Below are 26,383 nucleotides of genomic sequence, written 5' to 3'. Positions count from 1 at the left end.
ATGAAGAAGTCATTCAAAATAATTGGTCTTGTTGCAGCGATGATGTTTTCGGGACAAATCTATGCGCAAAATTTAGATATTTACAATAATATTGAGTTTAAAATGCCGCAGGTGACGGAAACTTCTTTTCCAGCCAATACAGTTTCCATCAAAGACTTTGGAGGTATTGCAGGTGGAAATGTAAAAAATACAGAAGCTTTCAAAAAAGCAATCGACGCTTTGGTAAAAAAAGGCGGCGGTAAACTGGTTGTTCCAAGAGGAATGTGGTTGACGGGACCCATTGTTTTGCAGAGTAACATCAATCTTCATATCGAGGAAGGTGCATTTGTAGTTTTCAGTAAAGATAAAAACGATTATCCTTTGGTAGATGTAAGCTTTGAAGGTTTAAATACCATTCGTTGCCAGTCTCCGATTTCAGCAAAAAATGCCAAAAATATTGCGATTACAGGAAAAGGGGTAATTGATGGAAGCGGTGATGCGTGGAGAGCTATTAAAAAAAGTAAAATGGCAGAATCTCAATGGAAAGAAATCGTAGCTTCAGGTGGAATTCTTTCTAAAGACGGCAAAAACTGGTATCCTTCAGAAAGCTATAAAAAAGGATTTGAAAGCAGCTCAAGCTTCAATGTTCCTGATAAAATTTCAAAATCTGAACTGGAATCTGTAAAAGATTTCCTTCGTCCGGTAATGGTAAGCATCGTAGGTTGTGATCAGGTTCTTTTAGACGGACCGACTTTCCAAAACTCTCCAGCTTGGAATCTTCATCCATTAATGACTTCAAACTTAATTTTAAGAAATCTTACGGTAAGAAATCCTTGGTATTCTCAAAATGGTGACGGTGTAGATTTAGAATCTTGCAAAAATGTTTTGATCTACGACAATACTTTTGATGTAGGTGACGATGCAATCTGCATTAAATCAGGAAAAAATGAAGACGGGAGAAAAAGAGGAATGCCAACAGAAAATGTAATCATCAAAAATAATGTGGTTTATCATGGTCACGGAGGTTTTGTGATCGGAAGCGAAATGTCTGGTGGTGCGAGAAATATTCATGTTTCAGATTGTACATTTATTGGAACTGATATCGGTCTTCGTTTCAAAACAACTCGTGGAAGAGGTGGTGTCGTTGAAAACATTTATGTAAAAAACATCGATATGATCAATATTCCAACTCAAACGATCGGGTTTAATATGTTCTACGAAGGAGCTTCTCCAGTTTTGGAAGACGGGCAAAAAGAGGAAGGAAATAAAGCTCCTGAAAAAACATTCCCGGTAACTGAGGAAACACCAATTTTCAGAAATATTTATTTTAAAAACATCAATGCGGTTAATTCTTACGAAGCGATTACCATCAATGGTTTAGCTGAAATGAATATCAAAAATATTGTCATTGAAGATTCTCAGTTTGATACTAAAAAAGCATTAACCATCGTAGATGCAGACGGAATTACATTGAAAAATGTAAAGCTTAAATACAGTGAAGGAACCGGAGCCGTTGTTTACAACAGTAAAAATGTGGATCTGTCTACCCTTCAGTTAGAATCTTCTCAAAAACCAACGATTAAGGTTTTAGGAAGCAAAACATCAGCGGTAAAACTGCCGAAAGATGTAAAAGGCGACCAATTGCAAATTTCGAAAGAGGTTGCAAAAAACGCAGTTAAATAATTTTCATTTTAATATGAGTTTTCACAAACTATATTTTCTTTTTGTTTTTTTTGTAGGAGCAAAAGCATTCGGCCAGACAAAGCCGAATGCTACTCCTTACACAAACGAGGCAACTTATGAAAAACTGAAAAAGAAACATCCGTTTATTACTCCGTTGAACAGGCCAATTCCGGCAAACATCGGGATCGATAAAGATGTGGAGTATGCCAACATCAACGGATTATCTTTAAAAGCAGATATTTATTATCCTCTCGATAAATCTAAAAAATATCCCGGAATTGCATTGGTTCACGGTGGCGGTTGGATTTCAGGAAGTAAGGAAAACGAAAAATATATGGCTCAGGAATTGGCTTCAAAAGGTTATGTTGCCATTGCAGTCGGTTACCGGTTAAGTGAAGTGGCAAAGTATCCCGCAGCAATTGATGATGTAGAAAATGCCATTAAATATTTAAAGAAAAATAAAAAGAACTATTCTTTAGACACAAAAAAAATCGCAGTTTTAGGAGAATCTGCAGGCGCGCAAATCGCAACTTTAGTGGGGGTAAAAACTAAAAATAAAATTCAGGCAATCGTTAATGTAGACGGAATTGTATCGTTTATTCATCCTGAAGCTGAAGAAAGCACTTATGCAGCCTTTTGGTTAGACGGTGACAGAAATGTGAATTTAAAGAACTGGACAGAAGCTTCACCTCTAGAATTTGTTGGTAAAAATACACCTCCTACTCTATTCATCAATTCTTCTCAGCCTCGATTTCATGCAGGAAGAGACGATATGATGAAGATTCTAAAAAGTCATAATATCTTTACCGAATATCACGAAATAAAAGACACTCCGCATTCCTTTTGGTCTGCAGAACCCTGGTTCACTGAAACTTTGAATCTGACTGTGGATTTTTTAGATAAAACGTTGAAATAAGGTTTAGGTTTAGGCAAATTAAAACGCAAAGATTTATTATTTATTGAAAATATTTAGGAGCAAAGGATAATCAATAAATTGATTTTAAGCGAACGTTTTTTTTCAAGCTTCATCAGCGACTTGTCGCAAGCTTTGCTCCTTAAAGTTTAAAGATTATAAATTAAACCTTTGCGTTTTAAAAATTCAGAATCAATCATAAAGATATTTTATGAAAAAACTACTTTTAATACTCTTCATTTCCATCACCAATTTTTTATTGGCAGGAAATGAACCTTACACAACAATCACCGTTGCACAAGACGGAAGCGGGCAATTTACCTCCATTCAGAAAGCGATAACTTCAATCAGAGATTTGGGTCCGGGTGAAGCTCTGGTTAAAATAAAAGCAGGAACATATCATGAAAAAATAGTCATTCCCTCTTCAAAACATAAAATCACTTTACAAGGCGAAAACAAAGAAAACACCATCATCACCAACGATGATTACTCCGGAAAAACCGATGCTTTGAATGAGAAAATGACAACCTTCAATTCGTACACGCTTTTGATAATGTCGGATGATATTAAAATTTCTGACATAACGATTCAAAATAGTTCTTGTAATCAGGGACAAGCCGTTGTTCTTCATGTAGAAGGTGACCGTTTCAGCATTAAAAATTCTAAAATATTAGGTTGCCAGGATACCGTTTATACAGGCGGAAATCACAGCAGACAATTTTATGAAAACTGTTATATCGAAGGAACAACCGATTTCCTATTTGGTTCGGCAACCGTTGTTTTCAAAAACTGTACGATTAAAAGTTTGGCCAATTCTTACATCACTGCTGCTTCAACAGACCAAAGTAAAGAATTTGGTTATGTATTTTTCGACTGTAAATTAATTGCAAAAGAAGGCATTACAAAAGTATTTTTAGGAAGGCCTTGGCGACCGTATGCAAAAACAGTTTTCATCAATACCGAAATGGGAAATCACATTCTTCCCGAAGGTTGGAATCCCTGGAAAGGTGACAAAATGTTTCCCGATAAAGACAAAACTGCTTATTACGCAGAATTTGGAAGCAAAGGTGAAGGTGGAAAAACGGAAAATCGTGTTGCATGGTCTCATCAGTTGACAAAAAAAGAAATGAAAAAATATACAATCAAAAATATTTTCGGAGACTGGAACCCCAATATTAATAATAAATAATTGGTAATGAGTAATTAATTGTTACCATAATAAAATGACATAAGAAAATGGAGCGTTAAGAAAATTTAAATTCAATCCGTTAAAAAATTTCCACTGTTTGAGTGCGGCAAAAAATTATGAAAACAAAAGAAAAATTGAATCCGCACGAGTTTTGGAAATTTTAGGATTTAATTTAAATTTTTAGCGGAAGTTTCCAAGTCTTGAACTTTTGGTTCTTTTGTTTTAAGACAAAAGAACTTAAATAAAAAAATAATTAAAATGAAAAAAATACTTTTAATTCTAAGCGTTGTAATTTCAACAATCGTTTTAGCTCAGAAAAAACCAACCTTATTTCTGATTGGCGATTCTACAATGGCCAACAAAGAAAACCCAGATAAAAATCCTGAACATGGATGGGGACAGGTTTTAGGACAATTCATGACCAACGGAATTGAAATTCAGAATCATGCGATGAATGGAAGAAGTTCTAAAAGTTTCAGAACCGAGGGAAGATGGGATAAAGTGGAAAAACAGCTTAAAAAAGGTGATTTTGTGGTGATTCAGTTTGGTCATAATGATCAGAAACTTAAAGATTCTACAAAATTTACCAATCCTTACACTCAATACAGAGCCAATTTGGAAAGATATGTGAACGAAACCAGAGCAAAAGGTGCAACGCCAATTTTAATGACTTCAATTACAAGAAGAAATTTTAATGAAAATGGGGTTTTAATAGACACTCACACCGATTATCCTTTGGTGGTAAGAATGGTGGCAAATGATATGAAAGTAGCTTTTGTAGATATGCAATTACTGACCGAACAAATGGAAATTTCTTACGGCCCGGAAAAATCAAAGCTGCTGCATCTTCATTTTAAAGCAGGTGAAAATTCTTACTATGCAAAAGATAAAGCAGACGACACCCATTTATCAAAATTGGGTGCCGAAACTGTAGCAAAACTAGCTGTAAAATCTTTGAAAGATTTAAAAACCGGTTTGGAAAAATATATAAAATAATTCTCTTACAGATTAAAAACTTTAAAATCTGCGTAATCCGTTTAATCTGCGAGAGAAAAAAGTAAACAGTCAATTTGTCATTCAGAGCGAAACGAAGTGAAGCGTAGAATCTAAGCTATCCAACTGTTAAATTCTAAGTCTAGGTTCCTGCGGAATGACAAAATGAATGTAGGCTTTTACTTACTAAAATAAAAATCAAAAAAAATGAATTTCAAAAAAGAACCATTTTTCGACGGCAATTCTGAATGGGAAGATTTAGGAGGTGGAGTTTCCAGACAATTTGTAGGCTACAACTCCCAAGTAATGATGGTCATTGTTAAATTTGAAAAAGATGCAATCGGAACTTTACATCAGCATTTTCATTCACAAATCACCTATGTAGCATCAGGAAAATTTGAAGTAACCGTTGATGGTGAAACCAAAATCCTACAACAAGGGGACGGTTTTTTTGCCCAACCGAATATTTTTCATGGTGTAAAATGTTTGGAAGCCGGACAATTGATTGATTCTTTCACTCCATTCAGAGAGGATTTTCTGAAAGATTAAATTACTAATAATCAAACCTCACAGGTTTTAAAAACCTGTGAGGTTTTTTCTAAATACACTTTAAAGTAAAAAATTAAAGTCATGAAAAAAACCTTTTTTCTCTTCATTCTTTTTCTTTTTTCACAAATTCCCGCTCAGGAAAAGCTCATGTTCTGGCCACAAGGCGAAATGCCCAATTCCAAAATTTTGGCATCTAAAACCAAGAAGAAAAAAACTTTAGCAGAACTGAAAGAGCCTGAATTGTTTGCTTTCTTACCTCCAATAAAAGAGAGAAATCAAAAGTCGGTCATCATTATTCCTGGTGGTGGCTATTCGAAACTCACTTACGATGAAGGCGCTTTTCAAATCGCAAAATGGATGAATACTTTGGGAATTTCGGCTTTTGTTTTAAACTACAGATTACCAACTTCTACAGATTTAATTCAAAGAGAAATTGCTCCGCTTCAGGACGCTCAAGCTGCTATCAAATATATTAGAAAAAATGCAGTTCAATGGGGAATTTCGCCCAACCAAGTCGGTGTTGTTGGAACTTCTGCAGGTGGACATTTAGCAACTTCGGTCAGTAACATCAGTACAGATTTTACCGGATTAAAAGACGATTTAGCAGATATTTCTACTATTCCTGACTTTGCCATTTTGTTTTGTCCGGTCATTGATTTAGGAGAATTTGCACACAAAGGAAGCCGAAACAGCTTGCTTGGAGAAAATGCTTCAGAGGAAAAAATCAGAGAATATTCCATGCAAAATAGGGTAACAGAAAAAACACCGCCAACAATTTTATTTCACAATCAGGATGATACGGCAGTTCCTCCAATGAATAGCATTTTATATTACAAAGCCATGACGAAAAATAAAGTGAAAGGTTCTTTATTTATTTTTCCTAAAGGCGGTCATCGTTTTTTTGTTACGGATAAAAATGAGCTGAGCGAGAACTGGAAAAAATTGTGCGCAGATTGGCTTGAAACAATAAATAATAAGTAATTGGTAATCAGTAATACATTTCTAACTTTTAATTTTTAAACAATGAAAAATTTCACCTTCATATTAATCATTTTTCTTGGAATTCAAATTTCAGCTCAACAGAAAATTACGGTTTGGCAAAAAGGAGAAATGCCAAATTCTAAAGGTTTAAAATTAAACATTATTGAAGAAAAAGAAGGTAGAATCACTCAAATTCAGGAGGCTGAGTTGTTTGCTTTTTTACCTGCAAAAGAAGAAAGAAAACCAATGGCAATCATCATCATTCCTGGTGGTGGTTACAGACATTTAACCTACGATTTTGGAGGATACTCTTATGCTAAATGGCTCAATACTTTAGGAATTTCAGCTTTTGTTCTGAATTACCGTTTGCCAACTTCTCCAGATTTAAAACAAAGAGAAATCGGTCCGTTACAGGATATTCAGGCTGCAATAAAGTTAATCAGAAAAAATGCAGCAAAATACGGAATTTCTTCTGACCAAATTGGTGTTTTAGGAACTTCTGCAGGTGGACATTTAGCTGCAATGGTAAGTAATACTTCCACTGATTACACAGAATTAAAAGGTAATTGGGAAAATTATAGCACTATTCCGAATTTTACAATTTTAGTTTCTCCAGTCATTGATTTGGGTAAATTTGCTCATAAAGGAAGCCGTGACAATTTGTTGGGAGAAAATGCTTCCGCAGAAAAAATAAAAGAATATTCAATACAAAATAGGGTGACAGAAAAAACACCGCCAACAATTTTATTTCATGCCCAAAATGACAATGCTGTTCCTGTAATCAACAGTATTTTGTATTATGAAGCGATGATTAAAAATAAAGTGAAAGGCGCCCTGTTTATTTTTCCTCAAGGCGAACATAATATCGGAATATCCAACAAAACTGAACTGACGGATAACTGGAAAAAGATTTGCGCAGACTGGCTTGGGAATTTGGGTAATAAGTAAATATGTAATGAGTAAAATGTTAAACGCAAAGACATATTTTAATTTTTCATAAGCTTTTAACAGTATGTTTGTCATTCCGTATGAATCTCAACAAGCAGAAATAAAGTAGTCAATTGGAGTAAAATCAAAAAAGCCTCATAGGTTTTATACACCTATGAGGCTTAGTTTATTATTGAGAAATTTTATTCTTCTTCAGCCACTTCGGAAAATCATTTTCAATCAACTTCGTTCCGGCTTCATTGTACCAGCTGTAGCCCATTCTACGTTCTTCGGAAACGTCTTCATAATTGAATTTTACACTTCCATCACGGTCACCAAAAACAGGTTTATTGGTAGGAATATCATAAAATCTTGCCCAAACTGCCGAACCTTCTTTTTTAGATAAAACACGAACAGCATTTCCACTTTCTCTGGAAACATTGTAAGTATAACCGTCAATTTTACTTTCTTTAAACCATTGTATTGCCGATTTAATTGATTTTTCAATCTCCGGAGTTATAGTTTGCATCATTAGAAATTTCACAATGTTTACCGATTCTCCACTTGCCAATGACATTGGTTCAAAAGCTCTTGCTTTTTCAGGTTTTAGAGAAACTTCGTTGTATTGATCTGCCCAAATCGAAAGTTTACCGTTTTGCATAACCTGAGTTTTCAAAATACATTGAATCCCTTTTTGTAATGCCTCTTTAGATTTCTCTTTTAATTTAAAATCAACCGCATCAAAACCTTCTTTCCCTTCAGAAATATTATACAAAACCGTCAAAACGTTGATCATTGCATTATCGTTGTAGGTCACCTGTTTTCTGTAAATCGCAGCGTTTGGAAAATATTGTGGAAAACCTCCATTCTGATATTGCATCGAAAGCAAATATTGAATTCCTTTCTCTGCTGATTTCAGATATGCAGGATTTTTTGTTGTGCTGTAAGCTTTTATCAATCCATTAATTTCCTTTGATGTAGCATTGTTATCTATGGTTGCGAGATCATTGTCATTCGCTTTGATAATTTTCAATAGTTTCGAATCTATTTTTGCAGTATAATCTACATTTTTTTTATCGCTGTTATGTTTTCCCCAACCTCCGTTTGGAAGCTGATAAATCATCATTTTTTCCGCCAAAGTATCTTTTACCTGCGCCGAAATTCCTGAAAATGCCAAACAAAAAACGGCAACTGAAAGTTTTAATTTAATCATTATTCAACTTTATTTAACGGTAATAATTAATGGATTGGCTACAATTTTAGATTGCTTCAGCAAAATATTCTCCCAATCTTTCTGAGTTTGAATCTGTCCGCTTTTCTGCCATGCAAAACCTGCATAATAGGTCAATTTTTTCTGAGGTTTTGTAATAACCAGCAAATTACTCTGATCTGGAGTTTCAGATTTAAAAGCAACCGACTTTTCTAAAATTTTAGGATTAACAACAATTCCTTCACCAACAAAAGCGTCATCTATTTTTTCCCAGTGAAGATAGTATCCGTCTTTATCATTCAATTTTGATTCACCTTCATTTTTATGAAGACTAATTCCGATTGTATAATTGGGAGCAGGTTTTTCGGTTTCAAAAATTGATTCAAATTTAGAAAAATTGGAACCTAGATCAAGAGAAATTCTTTTCGTCTCTTTCACTCCAAACTCACTCCACGGAGCGTAAGTTAATTCAAAAACAGTCCTCAGTGGACCTTCTGTAATCGTTTTAGAGCTTATGAAATTTTGAGAAACCTGAAGTTTTTCATCTTTCCAAATCCCAATTCCTCCCGTACCACGGCTGTCTCCAACATGATAGGGATCGTAGCCTTCTCCTCTCGTATCTTTGTGATAATACATCGGATCAGTCAAATAACCTTTGTACCATTCGTTAATTACAGATTTTTCGGTTCTTTTAAACCAAATATCAACTCCACTTGAAAGTGTACTTCCTTTTACTCCCGCCAAAGCTTCAGCCTGACCTTTTGGACCGTAAACTCTAAATGCAATTTTATCATTTTCCCAAGTATAATCGTCAACTCTTTCTGGAACTAATCTTGAGTAAGTCGTCAGTTTACTTTCAGGAATCGTTGTTTTTGAATCAGCAACTATCTTGTAAGAATTCGTCTTTTTTGCATCTATATTTGCCTGAAAAAGAACCTCATCATTTTTTCCATCTCCATCGTTATCGATCCACTGAATGGTCACATAATTATTTTGAGCATCTTTAATTCTCAAATCTTTTGCTTTATTTTTCCCTAAAAACCCCTTCAACTGGCTAATTGAAAGAGAAACTATTTCATTTCGAGCGAAATCCTGAGTATTTTTAACCTGAATTGATGTCTGCGCATTCATGAAATTCGCAGCCATGCAAACGATTGCACAACTTAATCCGGTTATTGAAATTTTATTCATAGACATGAAATGTTATTTTCTCAAAAGTAAAAATAAATCGCTGAACACAAATCATGATTCTCCTTAAAAGTTTCTTAAAATGATTTTTAATCTCTTCAAATTTTGTAAATTAGATTTTCTTCAAAAACATGGAAAACAAATTTGAATTTACCGAAAAGCAAAGATTTACTCAATGGTGGCTTTGGTTGTTACTTTCCGCAGTAATGATCTATACAATTTATAATTTTATTGAAGACCGACAGTATTTTTCTACACTTGAATTAGCAATATCAATTCTTATCCCAATTCTTGTCATCATTTTATTTCTTGTTATTAGGCTGGAAACCAAAATTGACGAGCATGGAATTTCTGTGCGATTTTTTCCGTTTCAAATTACATTCAGACATTATCCCTGGAGGAATATTACAAAAGCTTATGTCAGAAAATATTCGCCATTAGGAGAATATGGCGGTTGGGGAATACGCCTAGGTCTTTTTGGAACTGGAAAAGCTTACAATGTAAGAGGTAATCAGGGCTTACAAATTATTTTTAATAATGAGAAAAAAATTTTGATTGGAACGCAGAAACAAAATGAGCTGAAGTTGTATTTAGAAAATCTAAAAAAAGTATAATTCCCAACTCTTTCCAGAATCATTCTTTACATTTGCTACATGAAAATCCTTGTTATAGAAGACGAAAAAGAACTTTTAAAATCTATTCATGATTCTTTGATTCAGGAGCAGTTTCTTATTGAGACTGCAGAAAATTATCAATCTGCAAGTGAAAAGATTGCTTTGTACACGTACGACTGTATTTTGCTGGATATTATGCTTCCTGGTGGAAATGGTTTGCAACTTCTTCAGCAGCTTAAAGACATGGATAAATCTGAAAATGTCATCATTATTTCTGCAAAAGATTCTCTTGAAGATAAACTTACAGGATTGGAACTCGGAGCTGATGATTATTTAACTAAACCTTTTCACAATGCCGAACTCAACGCCAGAATAAAAGCCGTTCTGCGCAGAAAAAACCAGGATGGCAAAAACAGTATTGAGATTGCCAATATCGAACTGGATCTTACGGAACGAAGTTTTTCTGTAGATGGAGAACGTATTACACTTAACCGAAAAGAGTTTGATATTCTTCATTTTTTCTTGCTTAATAAAAAACGGTTGGTTACCAAAACAGCTTTAGCAGAGCATGTTTGGGGAGATCACATTGATCAGGCAGATAATTTTGATTTTATTTATTATCAGATTAAAAATTTAAGGAAAAAACTACAGCAATCGAACGCCGAAATTGAGATCGAGGCTGTTTACGGAATCGGCTACAAATTGATAGAAAAATGAAACTTCTCAATAAATCTATTCTTCATCTGATGACCTATCTTTTGCTGATCGTAAGTTTATGGTCAGTGATTTTTTATTTTAATATGCTCGATGAAATCAAAGGAAGTGTAGATGAAGAGCTTGAAAACTATAAAAGACAAATCGTTTTTAAAGCAGAAAAAGATCCTACCATTTTGCAGCAGAAAACTTTTGATGAAGGTTTTTTTTCCGTTAATAAAATAAGCGAAGAAAAAGCTCTCAGTTTTAAAGACACTTATGAAGACACAGAAATCTATGCACAAGATGCCGATGATGAAGCTCCAGAATTAGAACCTGTAAGAGTTTTGACCACTGTTTTTGAACAAAATGGAAATTTTTATGAGCTGAAAATCTTCAATAATATGGTTGAAGAAGATGATCTCGTAAAAGAATTGCTTTGGGATGCCGCCGGGTTGTATGTTCTTTTGATTTTCAGCATTTTGATAATTAATAATTTGGTATTACAAAGACTTTGGAAGCCATTTTATGAACTTTTGAATGAACTGAAAAATTACCGTTTAGGAATCAGCAAAAGCTTTCCGAAAGTTGAAACGAAAACCAAAGAATTCAGTGATTTGCAGGATGCCGTCACTACCCTTTTGCAATACAGCGAAAAAAGCTATGAGCAACAAAAAGAATTTATTGGGAATGCTTCTCACGAACTTCAGACTCCTTTGGCGATTGCCATTGGCAAGCTTGAACTGCTAATTGAAAAAGAAAATTTCACAGAAAATCAGGCTGAAAAGATTGCTGAGATCATGGAAATTATTGAGAGATTAGTTCGTCTCAACAAATCTCTTCTTCTGCTTACAAAAATTGAAAACAAACAGTTTTTTGATAATCAGGAAATTAAAGTCAATGATATTGTTCAAAAAAATATAGAAGATCTTCAGGATATTGCTGAATTTAAAGAAGTTGAGATCAGTTTTTCTGAAAACAGCGAACTTTTGGTAAAAGCCGATGCCGCATTGATTAATATTATCGTTTCCAATTTACTGCGAAATGCAATTTTCCATAATATAAAATCCGGAAAGGTGGAAGTGCAGATTAATGCTAAAAAATTAATCGTTAAAAACACAGGAATTGAAAATTCTTTACACCCCGAAAAAATATTTACACGATTTCAAAAATCTGAACATCATCAGTCAGGAAGCGGTTTGGGATTAGCGATTGTACAGGCGATTGCTGAATTGTATGATTTTTCGGTTTCTTATGATTTTAAAAATGGAATGCATGAGTTCCAAGTCAGTTTTTAGAATTAATTTAAACTAAAATTCTAAAATAGATTTTTCTAAATCATGATACAAAAGAATTTTCCAATGCTCTTTTTTTGCTAGACGTTCCCAATCAATGCGCTGATCTTTGGCAGTTTTACCATCAAAATCAGTTTTGTAAGCCACATGATATTTTAAATAACCTGATTGCGGAAGATTGTCTGCACCGTAAAAATAAATTTCATTTTGATCTTTTATCCAGAAAACCTGATGATAAGGTGTATGCCCACCGGTAACCTGAAATATGATTTCATTTGAAATATTTCCGGAATCTTCATTCATCCAGATAATTTTAGCATTTTTAATGACGAAATCAAGAATTTCAAAATCAAACGATAAACTGTCTTTTTTACTTAAAGCAAATTCATATTCTCTTTTTTGAATATAAATTGTAGCATCAGGAAAATTCAAACTCCACTCTTCGGTAAAAGTATTGACCAAACCTGAAATATGGTCTTTATGTAAATGTGAAAGTAATATTTTATTGATCTGAAATGGCTCAATTTCTTGTACTAAAAGATTGGCAACAATTTTAGGCTGATTATTTTCAAGCCAGCCCAAACCGGCGTCCAAAAGAATATTTTCAGTTTCGGTCATGATCAGAAACGACTGAATGCTCATTTTTATCCCTTTTGAAGATTCATCCAGAAACACAAATTCTTTTTCTTGGTTTACAGAAAAATTTCCTTCTTTCAATGCTATCACTTTCATAATCTACAATTTAATTGTTTGTGTTTTCAGGGTTAAAAAAAATGATATTGCAACGGCTAAACTGAGCAATCCCACAAACCAAAACCAGGAAGTTGCATGAAGAAAATAGCCGCTTCCACTTCCCAAAACACTGGAACCGAAATAGTAAAACAGCCAGTAAATAGACGTTGCCGCAGATTTGGCTTCTTTTGCTTTTGCAGCAACCATTCTGCTCGCCATGGTATGTGCTGCAAAAAACGTGAAAGTGAAAAGTCCCAATCCTAAAACAACCATCCATACATTAGTTGAAAACAGACAGAAAACACCGATAATCATTGCAAACACAGAAGTTTGAAGTATTGTTCGCTGACTGTATTTTAAAGACCATCTTCCTGAAAGCATTGTTCCAAAAACGCCTACTGTGTACATCAAAAAAATGAAAGCAATGAAAATATGATTCAACGAAAATGGCGGTTGCTCTAATCTGAAGCTTAGATAATTGTAAACGCTCACAAAAGATCCCATCAATAAAGCGGCAATACAATATAAACTTAAAAAATCGGCATCAGAAAAAAACGATTTCATCTGTCTGATCTTTAAAGCAAAACGTTGTCTTTGTGGTTTGAAAAAATTGGATTCCGGAAAAAATCTCCAGAAAACCAAAGCCAAAAAAAGACTTTCAATTCCAATGATTAAAACGGCGTTGCGCCATCCCAATTCACCCGCAAGCAAGGTTGCAAAAATTCTTCCGCTCATTCCGCCGATGATATTTCCGCTCAGATACATACTCAACGTCAAACCCAAAACAGAAGATGAGACTTCTTCAGTGATGTACGCCAAAGCGACAGCCGAAACTCCCGAAATCACAAAACCTTTTAAAACTCCAAGAAACACAAGAATTTCAAGGTGATTGATGTATGATGAAATTAAAGTTAGAAATGCCGAGTTTAGTAACGAAAATATCATCAGTTTTTTTCTTGAAAACGCATCGGCTTTAAACGAAAAAAACAGCAATCCGATTGCCATGCCGATCGTAGAAGAAGAAACCAGCAACGAGCTGTCACCAACAGAAGTTTTGAACTCAGAAGCAACATTGGGAAGCAAGGGCTGAAATAAGTACAGCTGTGAAAATACCGACAAACCAGAAAGAAAAATACAGATCTGGATTGCCCATAATCGTCTTGTATTTTTTCCTGCCTTATCCATTTGCTCTTTAATCATTTTAATAAAGCAAAGTTCTGTATAATTTTTAAATTTGTAAAACGCTTTATTTCGATAACATCAATCTATAAAACCGATTTACAAATGGAACTTCGTCAACTGAGATATTTTCTCAAAGCTAAAGAACTGATGAATTTTACGGAAGCTGCAAATGCCTTGCACATCAGTCAGAGCACGCTTTCCCAACAGATTAAACAACTGGAGACCGAAATCGACACTCCTCTTTTCAACAGAATCGGGAAAAGAATTCAGCTTACCGAAGCCGGAAACATTTTCGCTGATTTTGCAAAAAAATCTGTGCGTAGTTCTGAAGAGTCTTTATTGGCGATGCATGATCTGAAAAAACTGTCACGCGGAAGTCTAAAAATTGGGGTTTCTTATGGGCTTCGCTCGATTTTAGTTCCTGCAGTTAAAAATTTCATTCAAAAATATCCTCAGATTAATCTTGAAATTCTTTTTGAAACCACGGATATTCTGCTGAAAAAATTAGGTGACGCTGAACTCGATTTGGTTTTAAGTTATCAGGAAGCGCAGCCTGCAGAAAATTTCATCTACCAGAATCTTTTTGTCTCTGAAATGATGTTTGTAACTTCTGTACATTCTGAATTTTCAAAATTAAAAAAAATTGATCTCAAAACTATCGCTGATCTTCCTTTGGCAATGCCTTTTGACGGATTCAGTACCACACATTATGTGATGGATTTATTTAAACAAAATCTTATTTCTCCCAATGTAAAAATGAAGATCAACGACATTCCTACTTTAATAGAAATTGTGGAAAACGGAATTCTCCACACCATTCTGGCTGATTCTACCGTAACGGACCAACAAAATCTGGTTACCATTCCGATCAAAGAAAATAAAGCAGAACGGAAAGCCGTTTTAATGCAGCTTAAAGAAGCGTATCAAACTGAGGCTATGAAAAGCTTTGCTGAAATGATTATGAAAATATAAATTCCCATTTCTTTCCAGATTTCTTCCCAAATTTTTCCCGATTCGTGCTGTTGATTTGTAATATGAAAACAATACTAGCAGGAATTTTAAGCATTTTAGCAGGCTTCTCAGCATTTGCACAAACCAAGTCTAACGCCGTAAAAGTATCTCACGCAGAACCTATTTTTCAAGACTTGGTAAGAGATCTCGGAGCAAGAAAAGGCGAAAAGGAATTTAATTTGGGAGCCGATTTTTCAAGTGGAAAAAATTATAGAGAAAGCGGATATTTAGCCGAGTATGAATTTGCACCGATTAACCGATTAGGTCTCGAGGTGGAAACCGATTTTTCTTTTTTCAGTCCGAAAAATAATTCTACCAAAGAACAAATTCCCGGAAACCGATTAGACGGAATCAGACTTTCTGCGCAGTACACTTTTTTTGTTTCAGAAAAATCTCAGACTTCGATGGCTTTAGGCTATACTCAAGTCATAGAATTTACAGATTTTAAAAATTACGGCAAAGGAAAATTTATTACAGGTTTGGTGTACAGTCCGTTTTTTGTGGCTGCGAAAAAATGGGGTTCTCATATTCATACTTTGGTTTACACGTATCCGATGATTCAGCATGAATTGGGAGAAAACCAAACACCAGTTGATTGGCAGATCAATACTTCTGTGATGTATTCTTTACCCAATTCCGGTCATTTTATAGGCGTGGAAGTCAACAAAGAAATCAGTCATGGAAAAATGTCGGTCACGCTTCGTCCGCAAGTAAAAATTAAACTCGATTCACATTTTGCTGTGGGAATCGTGACGGGAATTCCTGTTTCGCACGACAAAGAAAATATGTCTTCGTTTTTCAGACTGGTGTATGAACCTTGATTTTGATTGGATTTTTATTTTAAAATTATTTAATCTGCGTGATATTTTTTCTCAAATAAGTATTTTTTATAACTAACGCAAATCCTTTTTAATGACCAGATATTTCAAATCTTTATCTCCTGCGTTGCTAATTCCATGCTCTGAATTTGGAGGACAGTACAAACTGGTATTTGCTCCGACTTCCACGATTTTACCATTTAGATAAAAAGAAGCTTTTCCTTCTAAAATATAAAAAAATTCTTCTTCAGGATGATGATGTGGCGCATGTGTAGATTTTCCAGGTTCTACGATACTCATCTTCAACGTGTTTTCTTCAGTGAATTTCTTATCGGCAAACCAATACTGATAACCGGATTTTGTTTTTGTTGCTTTAGTTAAATCAAATTCGTTCACGCAGTTTTCAATCGTATATTTAGAAGATTCATTTGCTGCAGCTGTTTTCTGAGCATATATCTTTTGTTGAAATAACATGATTATTATGATAACCGTGAGTTGAAATAATCTTTTCATTTTTTTAATTATTTAAAACAATCTGTTCAAAGATATTCAATTCTGCTCTGAATTTAATTGTGGCAAATCATTTAGATACCAGCTTGACAATAATTATCTTCTCTAATTTTTTTAAACTCTCACAGATTTTGCTGATGAAGACTAAGAATTTTTTTCCTTAAACTATCTTAAAACTTAAATTGATTTTAATGGTTAAAAAAACATCATTCCCAATTGTTTCCAGAATCATGTCGGAAATTAGCATTATAAAATTTACGTTATGAAAAATTTAATTGTAGCAATCAGCATTTTAGGTTTAAGTTTAACCAACATTTCAGCACAGGATATTCATCAAAATGAAGTTCCTTCGGTTATTCTTAACAATTTCCAAAAAAGTTTTCCAAAAGCAGCCGATATCGACTGGGAAATTAAAGGAAATCTTTATGAAGTAGAATTTGAAACCGGATTATTAGGTGATGATCATAAAGTTTTGTATTCCAGAGACGGAAAATTGGTAAGACATGAAGAAGAAATTTCAAAAAGTAATCTTCCGAAATCGGTTGTAACTTCCATCAACAGATCTTTTCCTGGTTACAGAATCGATGATGTAAAGAAAATTACTGAAGGTAGAAAAGTGATTTACAACGTCGAACTGAAAAATCGTTCTCAAGAATGGAAAGTAGTTTTTGATGCACAGGGAAGAATTTTACAAAAAAGAGAAGATTAAAATGAAGAGATTTTTGATCATTTTCACTCTATGTTTTGTTGCTGTAAATCTTTCTGCACAGATCAGTCCGCCGGGTTTGGGACATGCTAAAACGGCGAGCTGGTTGGCTGCAGGAGTCAAACAAAAGTTGAGTAAAAATTGGGAATCGATGAGCTATTTCGGAATGGGACGAACGGGCGAAACGTCAATCAATCCTATAGAAAAACCTTCTATTTTGGTTCTCAATCAGGAGTTTTACAAGCAGCTCAAAAACGATTGGAAATATTCTTTTGCGGTAAGTTTCAGGAATCAAAAAGAGAAAAATACAGCCGATAATAATATTGTTGATCAGCAGGAAATTAGATTATATGGTCGTTTATCGCACGTTTTTAAAAACTCAAAACTTAAAATAACACCTACTTTCAGACAGGAATTCAGAAAATTTTTCGCTCCCAAAAGCCTGGAAGATGCTGAATCTTTTGCTTTGCGAAGCCGATTGCGTCTGCAATTAAGTATCGACCTGAATGAAGATGCATCAAAAAAAATAATTTTAAGTTCCGAACAATTATTTTCAACTGAAAAAGATGCCGTTTCAAAAGAATGGAGTGATTGGAAATATCACGAAAGCCGTTTTTTAGCATATTATTCGGTAACTCCAAAAAATTCAGCTGTAACTTTTGATATTGGTTATATGAATAATCTGGTGGGAGGAAGTCATCCGTATGATGTGAGTTATTTGGCGTTTGATGTAGTGTTTAATGGGAAAAGAAAGAATTGAATGATTATATATTCGAATAATTCATAATTTTCCTTCTCACTAAGCCAAACTTTTTTGTACATATCTGTTTTATTTCTAAATTGCATTATCTCTCGAAAAAGAGAATGATAATCACAAAAAACATTTATGGAGCAGATTATTCCGTTTGACTTACAAATACAACACAATCCTTATTTCAATTATACTTTTTGTTTAAACCAATATTCTTTTCTTCAAAGCATTTCCTTCAGAGAAGTGAGTGAAGATTTTGAAAACTTAAACCTTCAGATCACCTCATCTTTGGGTTTATTTGAAAAATATGATGTTTATATTGATAAAATAAAGCAAAATTCGTTGTATAAAATTTCCCTTTTCAACTTTGTTTTTAATAACATGTTATTGAAAAGACTGACCGAAAAAGATTTAGATCAAATTAAAATTCAGGTTTTTAAAGGCGGAGAATCTATTTATGAAAAAAGTTTCAGCATAGAAGTTCTCCCGATGGATTATTTTGGTGGATTGCAATCGTATCCGCAACTTTTGGCTTCCTATGTTCTTTCCAATAATACTTCGCTGTACAAACTGAAAGCAGATGCAATCGATATTTTAGCGAGAAACAAACTCACCTCATCTTTTGAAGGTTATCAGCAGAAGAGCAAGGAAAGGGTTTTGCAAATGGTTTCGGCAATTTACAAATCCATTCAGAATCTGGAATTGATTTACAGCGCAATGCCGCCAAGTTTTGAAAAGAACGGACAAAGAATTAGGCTTATAGACACGGTTTTAGAAACAAAATTCGGGAACTGCATTGATATTCCTTTGCTTTTTGCAGCGTGTCTGGAAGCAATTGATTTGAATCCGATTATCGTTGTAACGGAAGGTCACGCTTTTGTTGGAGTTTGGTTGGATGATCAGCGTTTCGATGGAATAATCAATTTTGATCAGGCTGCAATTTCTAAAAGAATTGCAACCGGAATAAAAGAAATTGCGTTAATTGAATCGACCAGTCTTTGCAAAGGAAGTAATCTTTCCTTCAAAGATGCGATGAATTCTGCGGAAACTCAGTTGATGGATTCATCAAGATTTTTGCTCTCATTAGACATTAAAAATGCAAGGTCAGCGGGAATTTCTCCTCTCCCACTTTTGAAAAATGAAAATAATTTGACAGAAGATTTAAAACCTGTTCAAAACTCTACAAAACTTGATCAGGATTTTGATTTGGGAACTCAATATGATGATCTCGAGCTGACCGATTTTTCAAATCTTACCAAACAGAAAGTCTGGGAAAGAAAACTACTCGATCTTTCGCTCAGAAATAATCTTCTGAATTTGCGGTTCACCAAAAGTATGCTTCAATTGGTTGATTCTAAAATTAATGTGCTTGAAGACAGTTTAGCCGACGGAAAATCATTTACGATTCATCCCGACAACAACCAGGCAATTCTCAGAAAATACAATCTTTATGGCGAGCCTTTACATCAGTCGCAACCGCTTTTTAAACTTGCTGATGATGAGTTTAAATACAACCGACTTTTAACATATTATCATCAGGATGATCTCGATAATATTCTTACCAATCTTTACAGAAGCGCAAAACTCGCAGAAGAAGAAAACGGGAAAAGTACATTATATTTGGGAATTGGGCTATTAAAATGGTTTGAACCAAAAAACAAAGACGTTCCAAGACTCGCTCCTATTTTATTAGTTCCTGTTGAACTTTCGAGAAAATCTGTGAATTCTAAATTCACACTTCGAAGCCGTGAAGAAGAAACGATGATTAATATTACGTTGCTTGAATATTTAAAACAGGAATTCAAGCTCAACATCAACAGTCTCGAAAATCTTCCGATGGACGAATCGGGAGTTGATGTGCCGAAAGTTTTGGCGATTATCAGAAATGCGGTTCTCAATCTTGAAGGTTGGGATGTTCTGGAGCAGTTGGTTTTGGGAATTTTTTCCTTTAATAAATTGATTCTTTGGCAGGATATTTCAAAATATTCGGAAGAAATTCAGAAAAGTTCGATTGTAAAAAGTCTGATCGACGGACGATTGACAGGAACTTTGGAAAGCGTGGAAAATGATGCTCAAAGTTTAGAAAATATTTCAGCTTCAGAATTGGTTTTGCCAATTTCGACCGACAATTCTCAGTTAAATGCGGTAAAGAATGCCAATCTCAATAAAAGTTTTATTCTTCAAGGGCCTCCCGGAACTGGAAAATCACAGACAATTACCAACATTATTGCCGATGCTTTATCGAATGATAAAAAAGTACTTTTCGTTGCCGCCAAAAAAGCAGCTTTGGATGTGGTTCATCACCGATTGGAAAATATTGGTTTGGGTGCATTCTGCCTCGAATTGCATTCCAATAAATCTAAAAAATCAGATGTACTGAAACAGTTTGAAAGAACTTTGGAAGTTCCGAAGTATAAAATCAATGCCGATTATCATGAAGAAGCAAAACGTCTCGACGAACGCAGAAAAGAACTTGGGAAATATGTAAATGAACTGCACCATAAATTTCCGATTGGCTGGAGTTTATTTGATACCATTGCCTTTTTGGAAACCAATCATGTAAAAGCAGATGAACGTTTTCACATCAATTTCCCTTTGGAAAGTGCCGATGTTTTCAACTGGAATCAGTGGAAAGACTGGTTAATTCCTTTTGCGTCGATTGTGCAGAAAATCGGACAGCCATCGCTTCATGCTTTACGTCCGATAAAAACTTCAAGTCATCAGTTTGAAAATAAAAATCTTATTCTTTCCGCAATCAGTCAGTTTAATGAAAAGAAAAGTTCGGCAGAACAGGTAAAAAAGCAGTTTCAATTGGATGAAGTTTCCAATGCTGACAGCATAGAAATTCTTGAATATTTAAAAAACAATCCGGTGAAATCTGGTTTAATCGATTTGGTTTTTAATGAAGGTCAGCTGAATTTATTCAAAAACTGGATGACTCAGCAAACTCAGCTTCAACAAACTGAAAATCAAATCACTTCCAATTTTAATTCTTCCATTTTAAATATAGATTTTGCTTCATTAAAATTGTTGTGGAATCAGGCAAAACATACATGGTTTATTCCGAAATGGTTTAAACAAAGGAAAGTAAAACAGCAACTAAACGGTTACGCCAAATCAGGAATAGAATCTGATGTGCAAATCGATGGACTTTTTGACAAGCTTGAAAATTATCAGCAACTTAAAAATCAATTAAACAATCTTCATTACAATGCACTTTCATCGGTGACGAATCTTTATTTTACCGGAAATTCGTTTGATATTTCTTCGATTGAAAAAGATTTAAAAACCATTGAAAGTACGAAGGATTTAACTCAAAAAATTTCCATTCCGAATTTTCCGGAATGGCTGAAAGATTTTTCATCAAAACAAGATAACAATCAGAATATTTCTGAAGTCGTTGAAACGTTGAAAGACTTTGACAATGCAGAAACTCAGCTTTTAGAATTTGTGCATGAAATCCCTAATGATGCGGATTTACAGACAATTATTCAGAATATTCATCAGTTGGAAGACTGGATTAATTTTAATGCTTTAAAAGAAAAAGCACAAGATTTAAACCTAAACTGGTTCATCGATTTCCTTGAAAAAGGCTGGCTCGATACAGAATCTCTTGAACTCGAGTTTGAAAAAATCATTCATCTGAATTTATTCATTAAAACCATTTACAGTTCGGGAACTTTGAACGGTTTTGATGCCAATATTTACGAATCTCAGATTCAGCAGTATAAAAATCTTCATAAAGAATTTACGGAACTGACCAAAAATCAGTTAACGATGAAACTGAGCGATAGAATTCCTAATTTTTCTCAGGAAGCCGTTCAAAGCTCAGAAATTGGAATTTTGCAGAAAGCCATCAGAAACAAAGGTCGAGGTTTATCGATTAGAAAACTATTCGATCAAATTCCAACTTTAATTCCGAGGCTGAAACCTTGTATGTTGATGAGTCCGATTTCGGTGGCGCAATATTTTGATGTAAATGAAGAGCATTTTGACCTAGTAATTTTCGATGAAGCTTCGCAGCTGCCTACTTCTGAGGCAGTAAGTGCTTTGGCGAGGGCAAAACAGGCGATTATTGTGGGCGATCCGAAACAGATGCCGCCGACGAGTTTCTTTGCTTCCCAGAAAGTTGATGAAGAAAATTTTGAGCTCGAAGATCTGGAAAGTATTTTGGATGACTGTCTGGCGCTTTCGATTCCTTCAAATTATTTACTGAGGCATTACCGAAGCAAGCATGAAAGTTTGATTTCTTTCTCCAACGCTCATTTTTACGATAATAAACTGCTCACGTTCCCATCTCCGGATGATCTGAACCGAAAAGTAACGTTTGAATTTATTGACGGATTTTACGATAAAGGAAAAACGAGAACCAATAAAAATGAAGCAGAAGCAATAATTCAATACATTAAAGATCATCTTGAAAAGCAAAATAAAAAATCGATTGGTGTAGTGACTTTCAGCCAGACTCAGCAAAGTCTGATTGAAGATTTACTGCAGAAATTATTTCAGGAAAATCCGCATTTGGAAGAGTTTACCATTAATTCTGAGGAACCAATTTTCATTAAAAATCTTGAAAATGTACAGGGTGATGAACGTGATATTATTCTGTTCTCGATTGGTTACGGACCTGATGAAGACGGAAAAGTTTCGATGAATTTCGGTCCGCTCAACCGCGACGGAGGTTGGAGACGACTGAATGTTGCTGTAACAAGAGCGCGTTACGAAATGAAAGTGTTTTCTTCGTTAAAAGGCGACCAAATAGACATGAATAGGACGAGTTCGGAAGGTGTTTTAGGGTTAAAAAACTTCTTGAACTTTTCTGAAAAAGGTTTGGTTTATCACAATTCAAATCAAACGGTAAATCAACAAAAACTGATGGTGAATTCGATTACTAAACATTTGGAGGAAGGCGGTCTGAAAATCAAAACCAACATCGGAACTTCGGAATATAAAATCGATATCGGCGTTATTAATCCTGAACATGAAAGCGAATATTTGATGGCGATTTTAGTGGACAGTGAAAATTATTTCAATATCAATACCACCAATGACCGAGAATTGCTTGTTCCGAATGTTTTGAAAGGTTTGGGATGGAATGTTTTCAGGATCTGGACTCTGGACTGGATTAAAAATAAAGAAAAAATTGTTGAAAAAATTCAGGCTGAAATTGAGAAAATAAAGACCGAGACAAAAGAAAAAAAGGAAGAAATCATTGAACTGAAAACTTCTGAAAAAGTCTATCTGAGTGAAGTTTCGGAAACTGAAAAACCTTCGAAAATGATTTCTTATGTTGCAGCAGAATTGAGTCCGGAAATTAATGCGAACTCAGAATCTATTTATCTTTTTGAAAATAAACCCGTTCTTTTAAATCAGATTAAAACGATTATTGATATCGAATCACCGATTAGCCAGAATGCTTTATTCAGGAAGATTCTTAAACTTTGGAATACTTCAAGAGCAGGTGGAAAAATGAATAATTATCTTTTGGAAACTTTAAATTCTATCCCGAATTTACAAACCACAGAAAATTATCAGAAATTTTACTGGAACGAAAATCTACAACCTCAAAATCTTGATTTCTACCGAGACAATTCAATAGAAAAAAGATTGATTGATGAGATTGCTCCTGAAGAAATATCGGTTGCTATTATGGAATTGATGCATTCGAGTTTGAGTTTAAATAAGGACGAATTGGTTCGTGCGGTTTGTAAAACTTTTGGGTTTGCGAAAGTGGGTTCTCAGATTGATTCTGTAGTGAATTTTTCTGTGGAGGAATTGATTGGAAAAGGGGTGTTGAAGGAAGTTGATGGGAGAATTGTTTTGGGGTAAATTTTAAAACTTTTTTTGATTTTCATCCTTTATTAATAGTAAACGAAAAATATTTAATTTGAAAAATAAAGCTTTACTTTATGGAATACTCTTAATCTTAGTAGGATTTTCAGTAATTTTCTTTTTTGGTTATAAAGACAACGGTTTTTTGGAAATAATAAGTTATTTATTTTTTTTCTGTAGTTGGCTAATTATTACGTTCTCATTATTGGGGAAATATTACAGTTTTAAAAAACCAAATTTCAGTTCGAATAAAATGCTGTGGATAAAAAAAACGATTAAGAACACTGCAATAATAGGTTTTGCAGTTATTGGGATGTTTTGTTCAATGATTATTACAGGAAATTTAACTGATAGAAGAATTCAAAATATTTTAAATAATGAACCAATTGAAAAATCAATTGCAGAAGTAATAAATCTGGAAAGCAGGTACACAAGAGGAGGATGGAAAGTTTGGGCAATATTTCAATATAAAACCAGAAACGGTATTTATAAAAAAGGAATTTATAATTATAATGACAATTTCAAGAAAGGAGACAAATACGATATAATTTATTCTGTAAAATATCCTGAAATTGCAGAAATTAAAAATAAAGTAGAAAACAATTAATGATTAAATCAGAGCATGAAAAAAATATTTTGCATATTCAGTATTCTTTCTATTACTATAGTTTTTTCTCAAAAACACGAAATAAAAATCGCAGACCGATACCAATCAAAACAACCGCAGGATTTATCTGTTCCGCCACCGCCGAGAGTAACTTTCCCTGCACATTTTCCGAGTGGAAACAGAGCATTTCTGAAGAATATTGATGAGAATATTGATAAAAAAAAGTTACAGGACATTGGTGAAAATTTAAATACAGAAATCATTTTAAAGATAGACCAACAAGGAAATGTACTTAATATTTCAACGTTCGGAAAAAATGAAACTTTTAATAAAGAAGTGAAAGCCGCCGCGGCAAAATCTACCCAAAATATAAAGTGGACCGCCGGGAAAAATAGTCAAGGTGAAAAAGTAATTGATATTGTGAAAATACCGTATCGATTTAAGAATTTTTAGTTTCAAAAATTATGAAAAAATTGGTTTCTCTACTTTTTATTTTTTTTTCTGTTTCGGTATTTTCTCAGAATAAAAATCAGCAAGAAAATTTTATAGATATTGAAGAATCAAAATGTTTTGACAAACAAGATATTTCGAATGCTGAAATGCGAAAATGTACTATAAAAGCAAGAGAGTCTTGGGATAAAGAGCTTAATAAATATTATAATCTTCTTTCAACTAAACTTCCAAAAGAAGCTTTTGAAATATTGAAAGCTTCTCAAAAGGAATGGATTATTTATAGAGATAAAGAATTTAAATTCATTACTAAATTTTATTTTGAAGTAAAAGAAGGAACAATGTGGTATAATATTGCTGAAAATAAGAAAAAAGAAATTGTAAAAAATAGAGCATTAGGATTACAAATGTATTTTGAAAATTTAGAGTATTAAATTAATAAACTATAAATACAAAACAAATGTCATCTGTAATAAAAATGAAGAAGATTATAAGTATTGTTTTATTGCTATTAAGCATCGACCAACTTTGCGCTCAGGTTCCTGATTTAGAAAAGGCAAAACGCAAATATTTCCAAGCCAATGTAATCAGCTATAAAACTACCGCCTATTATCCAAATCCTGAAACGGATGCAATCTCTGTTTTCAGTATTTTATATACCGTCTACAAACCTCAAAATAAAGATTTCGAATTCTACAGCAAGAACGAAACTTCGGAGGAATTCTACAAAAACAATTTTTATTACGAAGTCAATCACACCGAAAAAACCATTTACGAATACGAAAATAAAGAAAATCAAAACGCCGCAATTTCAGCTTCCCGTCTCAGACAATTTGGACCCACCACTTTGCTAAAACAGAAATGGAGTTTTATTGATGAAACCCAAATCGACGGGAAAATTCACAGTCATTATTCAAACATAGAAAGCATTAATCATTACGAAGGAAAAGAAATAAAAGTCGAATTTCATATTTACATTTCGGGAAATTTTACAATCAGCAAGTTTGAAAGAAAAAGTTTTGTAGATGGAAAATTGGGACAAACCGTAACTTATTTATTCAGTAATTATATTTTCCTTGATAAAACGACCAATTTCAAAGTTATTCTTCCAAAAGATTATGCTTTAAAATATTACGAAAGACAAGATTCTTTACAGCCTTTAGCAAAAAATACTGTAGTTCAGCCTTTTGAAGCAATTGATATTAATGGTCAACAATTTTCTTTTAATCCAAAAAAAGAAAAACAAACCCTTCTCCTTTTTTCTTCAACCAATTGTGGTTATTCAAAAATGATTTCAGACTATATTTTGAGCTCAGGTTTTAATTTAAATCCTAAAATTGAACTCATCAATATTTTCGGTTCAGATTCTAAAGCAAATGTCAAAAAATATTTCGTTAACAAAGAAGTAAACTTTACTGTTATTTCTGACCAAAAAAACATTGAAAAACAGTTTGGAATTAATGGTTATCCCATTCTTTATTTAATTAATGAAAGAGGAATTATTATCGAAACATTAGATGGTTCATCACAAGTTTTACCATTTTTAAAAACTTTAACTGGCAAATAAAAA

Annotated in this window: 24 protein-coding genes; 19 read left to right on the top strand and 5 right to left on the bottom strand. The window is 33.8% G+C overall.

The genetic code is table 11. The features are described 5' to 3' along the window. The 7 genes from B5X64_RS17370 to B5X64_RS17340 all read left to right on the top strand — a co-directional run bounded on the left by B5X64_RS17370 (window position 1) and on the right by B5X64_RS17340 (window position 7,235). Window positions 1–1,662, top strand: a complete 1,662-nt coding sequence (locus B5X64_RS17370; RefSeq protein ID WP_079466444.1) for a glycoside hydrolase family 28 protein — start codon at window positions 1–3, stop codon at window positions 1,660–1,662. Between the two features lie 13 nt (window positions 1,663–1,675). Further along, window positions 1,676–2,578, top strand: a complete 903-nt coding sequence (locus B5X64_RS17365; protein ID WP_079466467.1) for an alpha/beta hydrolase — start codon at window positions 1,676–1,678, stop codon at window positions 2,576–2,578. A gap of 208 nt (window positions 2,579–2,786) precedes the next feature. Next, complete coding sequence (locus tag B5X64_RS17360; RefSeq protein WP_079466443.1) at window positions 2,787–3,764, top strand: pectinesterase family protein; 978 nt, start codon at window positions 2,787–2,789, stop codon at window positions 3,762–3,764. A 258-nt stretch (window positions 3,765–4,022) separates the two neighbouring features. Continuing rightward, window positions 4,023–4,760, top strand: coding sequence for a rhamnogalacturonan acetylesterase (locus tag B5X64_RS17355; RefSeq protein WP_079466442.1), 738 nt, complete (start codon window positions 4,023–4,025; stop codon window positions 4,758–4,760). A 204-nt stretch (window positions 4,761–4,964) separates the two neighbouring features. Next, the gene (locus B5X64_RS17350; RefSeq protein WP_079466441.1) at window positions 4,965–5,306 is read left to right on the top strand and encodes a cupin domain-containing protein; all 342 of its coding nucleotides are present in this window, start codon (window positions 4,965–4,967) and stop codon (window positions 5,304–5,306) included. Between the two features lie 81 nt (window positions 5,307–5,387). Beyond that, entirely contained in the window at window positions 5,388–6,287 is a 900-nt protein-coding gene (locus B5X64_RS17345; protein WP_079466440.1) for an alpha/beta hydrolase, read from the top strand. A 42-nt stretch (window positions 6,288–6,329) separates the two neighbouring features. After that, the gene (locus tag B5X64_RS17340; RefSeq protein WP_079466439.1) at window positions 6,330–7,235 is read left to right on the top strand and encodes an alpha/beta hydrolase; all 906 of its coding nucleotides are present in this window, start codon (window positions 6,330–6,332) and stop codon (window positions 7,233–7,235) included. A 169-nt stretch (window positions 7,236–7,404) separates the two neighbouring features. Here B5X64_RS17340 and pelA read toward each other — a convergent pair whose 3' ends face one another. Further along, window positions 7,405–8,427 (bottom strand): pectate lyase, encoded by a 1,023-nt coding sequence (gene pelA, locus B5X64_RS17335; RefSeq protein WP_079466438.1) that lies wholly within the window; start codon window positions 8,425–8,427, stop codon window positions 7,405–7,407. 9 nt (window positions 8,428–8,436) lie between these two features. Continuing rightward, the gene (locus B5X64_RS17330; protein WP_079466437.1) at window positions 8,437–9,615 is read right to left on the bottom strand and encodes a DUF4861 family protein; all 1,179 of its coding nucleotides are present in this window, start codon (window positions 9,613–9,615) and stop codon (window positions 8,437–8,439) included. Window positions 9,616–9,743: 128 nt separating this feature from the next. Between B5X64_RS17330 and B5X64_RS17325 the strand changes: the two genes are divergently transcribed. From B5X64_RS17325 to B5X64_RS17315, 3 genes are read left to right on the top strand one after another with little or no spacing between them, the layout of a single operon-like run. Further along, entirely contained in the window at window positions 9,744–10,226 is a 483-nt protein-coding gene (locus B5X64_RS17325) for a hypothetical protein (protein WP_079466436.1), read from the top strand. A gap of 39 nt (window positions 10,227–10,265) precedes the next feature. Beyond that, window positions 10,266–10,943, top strand: a complete 678-nt coding sequence (locus B5X64_RS17320) for a response regulator transcription factor (RefSeq protein WP_079466435.1) — start codon at window positions 10,266–10,268, stop codon at window positions 10,941–10,943. Beyond that, on the top strand, window positions 10,940–12,217 hold the full coding sequence (locus B5X64_RS17315) for a sensor histidine kinase (RefSeq protein ID WP_079466434.1): 1,278 nt from the start codon (window positions 10,940–10,942) through the stop codon (window positions 12,215–12,217). The genes B5X64_RS17320 and B5X64_RS17315 overlap by 4 nt, the downstream gene beginning before the upstream one ends. 12 nt (window positions 12,218–12,229) lie before the next feature. On the opposite strand, the gene B5X64_RS17310 is transcribed toward B5X64_RS17315, so the two are convergent. Continuing rightward, a complete protein-coding gene (locus tag B5X64_RS17310; protein ID WP_079466433.1) occupies window positions 12,230–12,946 on the bottom strand; it encodes an MBL fold metallo-hydrolase in 717 nt (238 codons plus the stop codon). Between the two features lie 3 nt (window positions 12,947–12,949). Continuing rightward, complete coding sequence (locus B5X64_RS17305) at window positions 12,950–14,146, bottom strand: MFS transporter (protein WP_228418974.1); 1,197 nt, start codon at window positions 14,144–14,146, stop codon at window positions 12,950–12,952. A gap of 84 nt (window positions 14,147–14,230) precedes the next feature. Here B5X64_RS17305 and B5X64_RS17300 point away from each other — a divergent pair, with 84 nt between their 5' ends. Beyond that, window positions 14,231–15,100, top strand: coding sequence for a LysR substrate-binding domain-containing protein (locus tag B5X64_RS17300; RefSeq protein ID WP_079466432.1), 870 nt, complete (start codon window positions 14,231–14,233; stop codon window positions 15,098–15,100). A 62-nt stretch (window positions 15,101–15,162) separates the two neighbouring features. Next, window positions 15,163–15,960 (top strand): HAEPLYID family protein, encoded by a 798-nt coding sequence (locus B5X64_RS17295; protein WP_079466431.1) that lies wholly within the window; start codon window positions 15,163–15,165, stop codon window positions 15,958–15,960. Window positions 15,961–16,032: 72 nt separating this feature from the next. Here B5X64_RS17295 and B5X64_RS17290 read toward each other — a convergent pair whose 3' ends face one another. Then, complete coding sequence (locus B5X64_RS17290; RefSeq protein ID WP_079466430.1) at window positions 16,033–16,470, bottom strand: cupin domain-containing protein; 438 nt, start codon at window positions 16,468–16,470, stop codon at window positions 16,033–16,035. 259 nt (window positions 16,471–16,729) lie between these two features. Here B5X64_RS17290 and B5X64_RS17285 point away from each other — a divergent pair, with 259 nt between their 5' ends. From B5X64_RS17285 to B5X64_RS17255, 7 genes are all read left to right on the top strand, one after another. After that, window positions 16,730–17,176 (top strand): PepSY-like domain-containing protein, encoded by a 447-nt coding sequence (locus B5X64_RS17285; protein ID WP_079466429.1) that lies wholly within the window; start codon window positions 16,730–16,732, stop codon window positions 17,174–17,176. 1 nt (window position 17,177) lies between these two features. Continuing rightward, entirely contained in the window at window positions 17,178–17,933 is a 756-nt protein-coding gene (locus B5X64_RS17280; RefSeq protein WP_164463450.1) for a DUF2490 domain-containing protein, read from the top strand. A 126-nt stretch (window positions 17,934–18,059) separates the two neighbouring features. Further along, the gene (locus tag B5X64_RS17275) at window positions 18,060–23,753 is read left to right on the top strand and encodes a DUF3320 domain-containing protein (RefSeq protein WP_079466427.1); all 5,694 of its coding nucleotides are present in this window, start codon (window positions 18,060–18,062) and stop codon (window positions 23,751–23,753) included. Window positions 23,754–24,009: 256 nt separating this feature from the next. After that, window positions 24,010–24,363, top strand: coding sequence for a hypothetical protein (locus tag B5X64_RS22640; protein ID WP_123890011.1), 354 nt, complete (start codon window positions 24,010–24,012; stop codon window positions 24,361–24,363). A 15-nt stretch (window positions 24,364–24,378) separates the two neighbouring features. Continuing rightward, window positions 24,379–24,816, top strand: a complete 438-nt coding sequence (locus tag B5X64_RS17265; protein ID WP_079466426.1) for a hypothetical protein — start codon at window positions 24,379–24,381, stop codon at window positions 24,814–24,816. A gap of 11 nt (window positions 24,817–24,827) precedes the next feature. Beyond that, window positions 24,828–25,247 carry a lysozyme inhibitor LprI family protein gene (locus B5X64_RS17260; RefSeq protein WP_079466425.1) on the top strand — a complete coding sequence of 140 codons (420 nt, stop codon included), beginning with the start codon at window positions 24,828–24,830 and terminating at the stop codon, window positions 25,245–25,247. Window positions 25,248–25,291: 44 nt separating this feature from the next. Next, the gene (locus B5X64_RS17255; protein WP_164463451.1) at window positions 25,292–26,380 is read left to right on the top strand and encodes a TlpA family protein disulfide reductase; all 1,089 of its coding nucleotides are present in this window, start codon (window positions 25,292–25,294) and stop codon (window positions 26,378–26,380) included. The last annotated feature ends 3 nt before the right edge of the window (window positions 26,381–26,383 follow it).

Source organism: Chryseobacterium balustinum (genome assembly GCF_900168205.1).
GTDB lineage: Bacteria > Bacteroidota > Bacteroidia > Flavobacteriales > Weeksellaceae > Chryseobacterium > Chryseobacterium balustinum.
Note: the sequence above shows the minus strand (reverse complement) of the source record. Positions and strands in the feature narration are given on the sequence as shown.

What these genes read in the sequence shown, in the direction of transcription:
- B5X64_RS17280 (WP_164463450.1), top strand. Translation starts at nt 17,178, where the DNA reads ATGAAGAGATTTTTGATCATTTTCACTCTATGTTTTGTTGCTGTAAAT.
- B5X64_RS17360 (WP_079466443.1), top strand. Translation starts at nt 2,787, where the DNA reads ATGAAAAAACTACTTTTAATACTCTTCATTTCCATCACCAATTTTTTA.
- B5X64_RS17365 (WP_079466467.1), top strand. Translation starts at nt 1,676, where the DNA reads ATGAGTTTTCACAAACTATATTTTCTTTTTGTTTTTTTTGTAGGAGCA.
- pelA (WP_079466438.1), bottom strand. Translation starts at nt 8,427, where the DNA reads ATGATTAAATTAAAACTTTCAGTTGCCGTTTTTTGTTTGGCATTTTCA.
- B5X64_RS17285 (WP_079466429.1), top strand. Translation starts at nt 16,730, where the DNA reads ATGAAAAATTTAATTGTAGCAATCAGCATTTTAGGTTTAAGTTTAACC.
- B5X64_RS17325 (WP_079466436.1), top strand. Translation starts at nt 9,744, where the DNA reads ATGGAAAACAAATTTGAATTTACCGAAAAGCAAAGATTTACTCAATGG.
- B5X64_RS17290 (WP_079466430.1), bottom strand. Translation starts at nt 16,470, where the DNA reads ATGAAAAGATTATTTCAACTCACGGTTATCATAATAATCATGTTATTT.
- B5X64_RS17305 (WP_228418974.1), bottom strand. Translation starts at nt 14,146, where the DNA reads ATGATTAAAGAGCAAATGGATAAGGCAGGAAAAAATACAAGACGATTA.
- B5X64_RS17315 (WP_079466434.1), top strand. Translation starts at nt 10,940, where the DNA reads ATGAAACTTCTCAATAAATCTATTCTTCATCTGATGACCTATCTTTTG.
- B5X64_RS17350 (WP_079466441.1), top strand. Translation starts at nt 4,965, where the DNA reads ATGAATTTCAAAAAAGAACCATTTTTCGACGGCAATTCTGAATGGGAA.
- B5X64_RS17255 (WP_164463451.1), top strand. Translation starts at nt 25,292, where the DNA reads ATGAAGAAGATTATAAGTATTGTTTTATTGCTATTAAGCATCGACCAA.
- B5X64_RS17355 (WP_079466442.1), top strand. Translation starts at nt 4,023, where the DNA reads ATGAAAAAAATACTTTTAATTCTAAGCGTTGTAATTTCAACAATCGTT.
- B5X64_RS17310 (WP_079466433.1), bottom strand. Translation starts at nt 12,946, where the DNA reads ATGAAAGTGATAGCATTGAAAGAAGGAAATTTTTCTGTAAACCAAGAA.
- B5X64_RS17275 (WP_079466427.1), top strand. Translation starts at nt 18,060, where the DNA reads ATGGAGCAGATTATTCCGTTTGACTTACAAATACAACACAATCCTTAT.
- B5X64_RS17260 (WP_079466425.1), top strand. Translation starts at nt 24,828, where the DNA reads ATGAAAAAATTGGTTTCTCTACTTTTTATTTTTTTTTCTGTTTCGGTA.
- B5X64_RS17295 (WP_079466431.1), top strand. Translation starts at nt 15,163, where the DNA reads ATGAAAACAATACTAGCAGGAATTTTAAGCATTTTAGCAGGCTTCTCA.
- B5X64_RS22640 (WP_123890011.1), top strand. Translation starts at nt 24,010, where the DNA reads ATGCTGTGGATAAAAAAAACGATTAAGAACACTGCAATAATAGGTTTT.
- B5X64_RS17345 (WP_079466440.1), top strand. Translation starts at nt 5,388, where the DNA reads ATGAAAAAAACCTTTTTTCTCTTCATTCTTTTTCTTTTTTCACAAATT.
- B5X64_RS17300 (WP_079466432.1), top strand. Translation starts at nt 14,231, where the DNA reads ATGGAACTTCGTCAACTGAGATATTTTCTCAAAGCTAAAGAACTGATG.
- B5X64_RS17370 (WP_079466444.1), top strand. Translation starts at nt 1, where the DNA reads ATGAAGAAGTCATTCAAAATAATTGGTCTTGTTGCAGCGATGATGTTT.
- B5X64_RS17330 (WP_079466437.1), bottom strand. Translation starts at nt 9,615, where the DNA reads ATGAATAAAATTTCAATAACCGGATTAAGTTGTGCAATCGTTTGCATG.
- B5X64_RS17340 (WP_079466439.1), top strand. Translation starts at nt 6,330, where the DNA reads ATGAAAAATTTCACCTTCATATTAATCATTTTTCTTGGAATTCAAATT.
- B5X64_RS17320 (WP_079466435.1), top strand. Translation starts at nt 10,266, where the DNA reads ATGAAAATCCTTGTTATAGAAGACGAAAAAGAACTTTTAAAATCTATT.
- B5X64_RS17265 (WP_079466426.1), top strand. Translation starts at nt 24,379, where the DNA reads ATGAAAAAAATATTTTGCATATTCAGTATTCTTTCTATTACTATAGTT.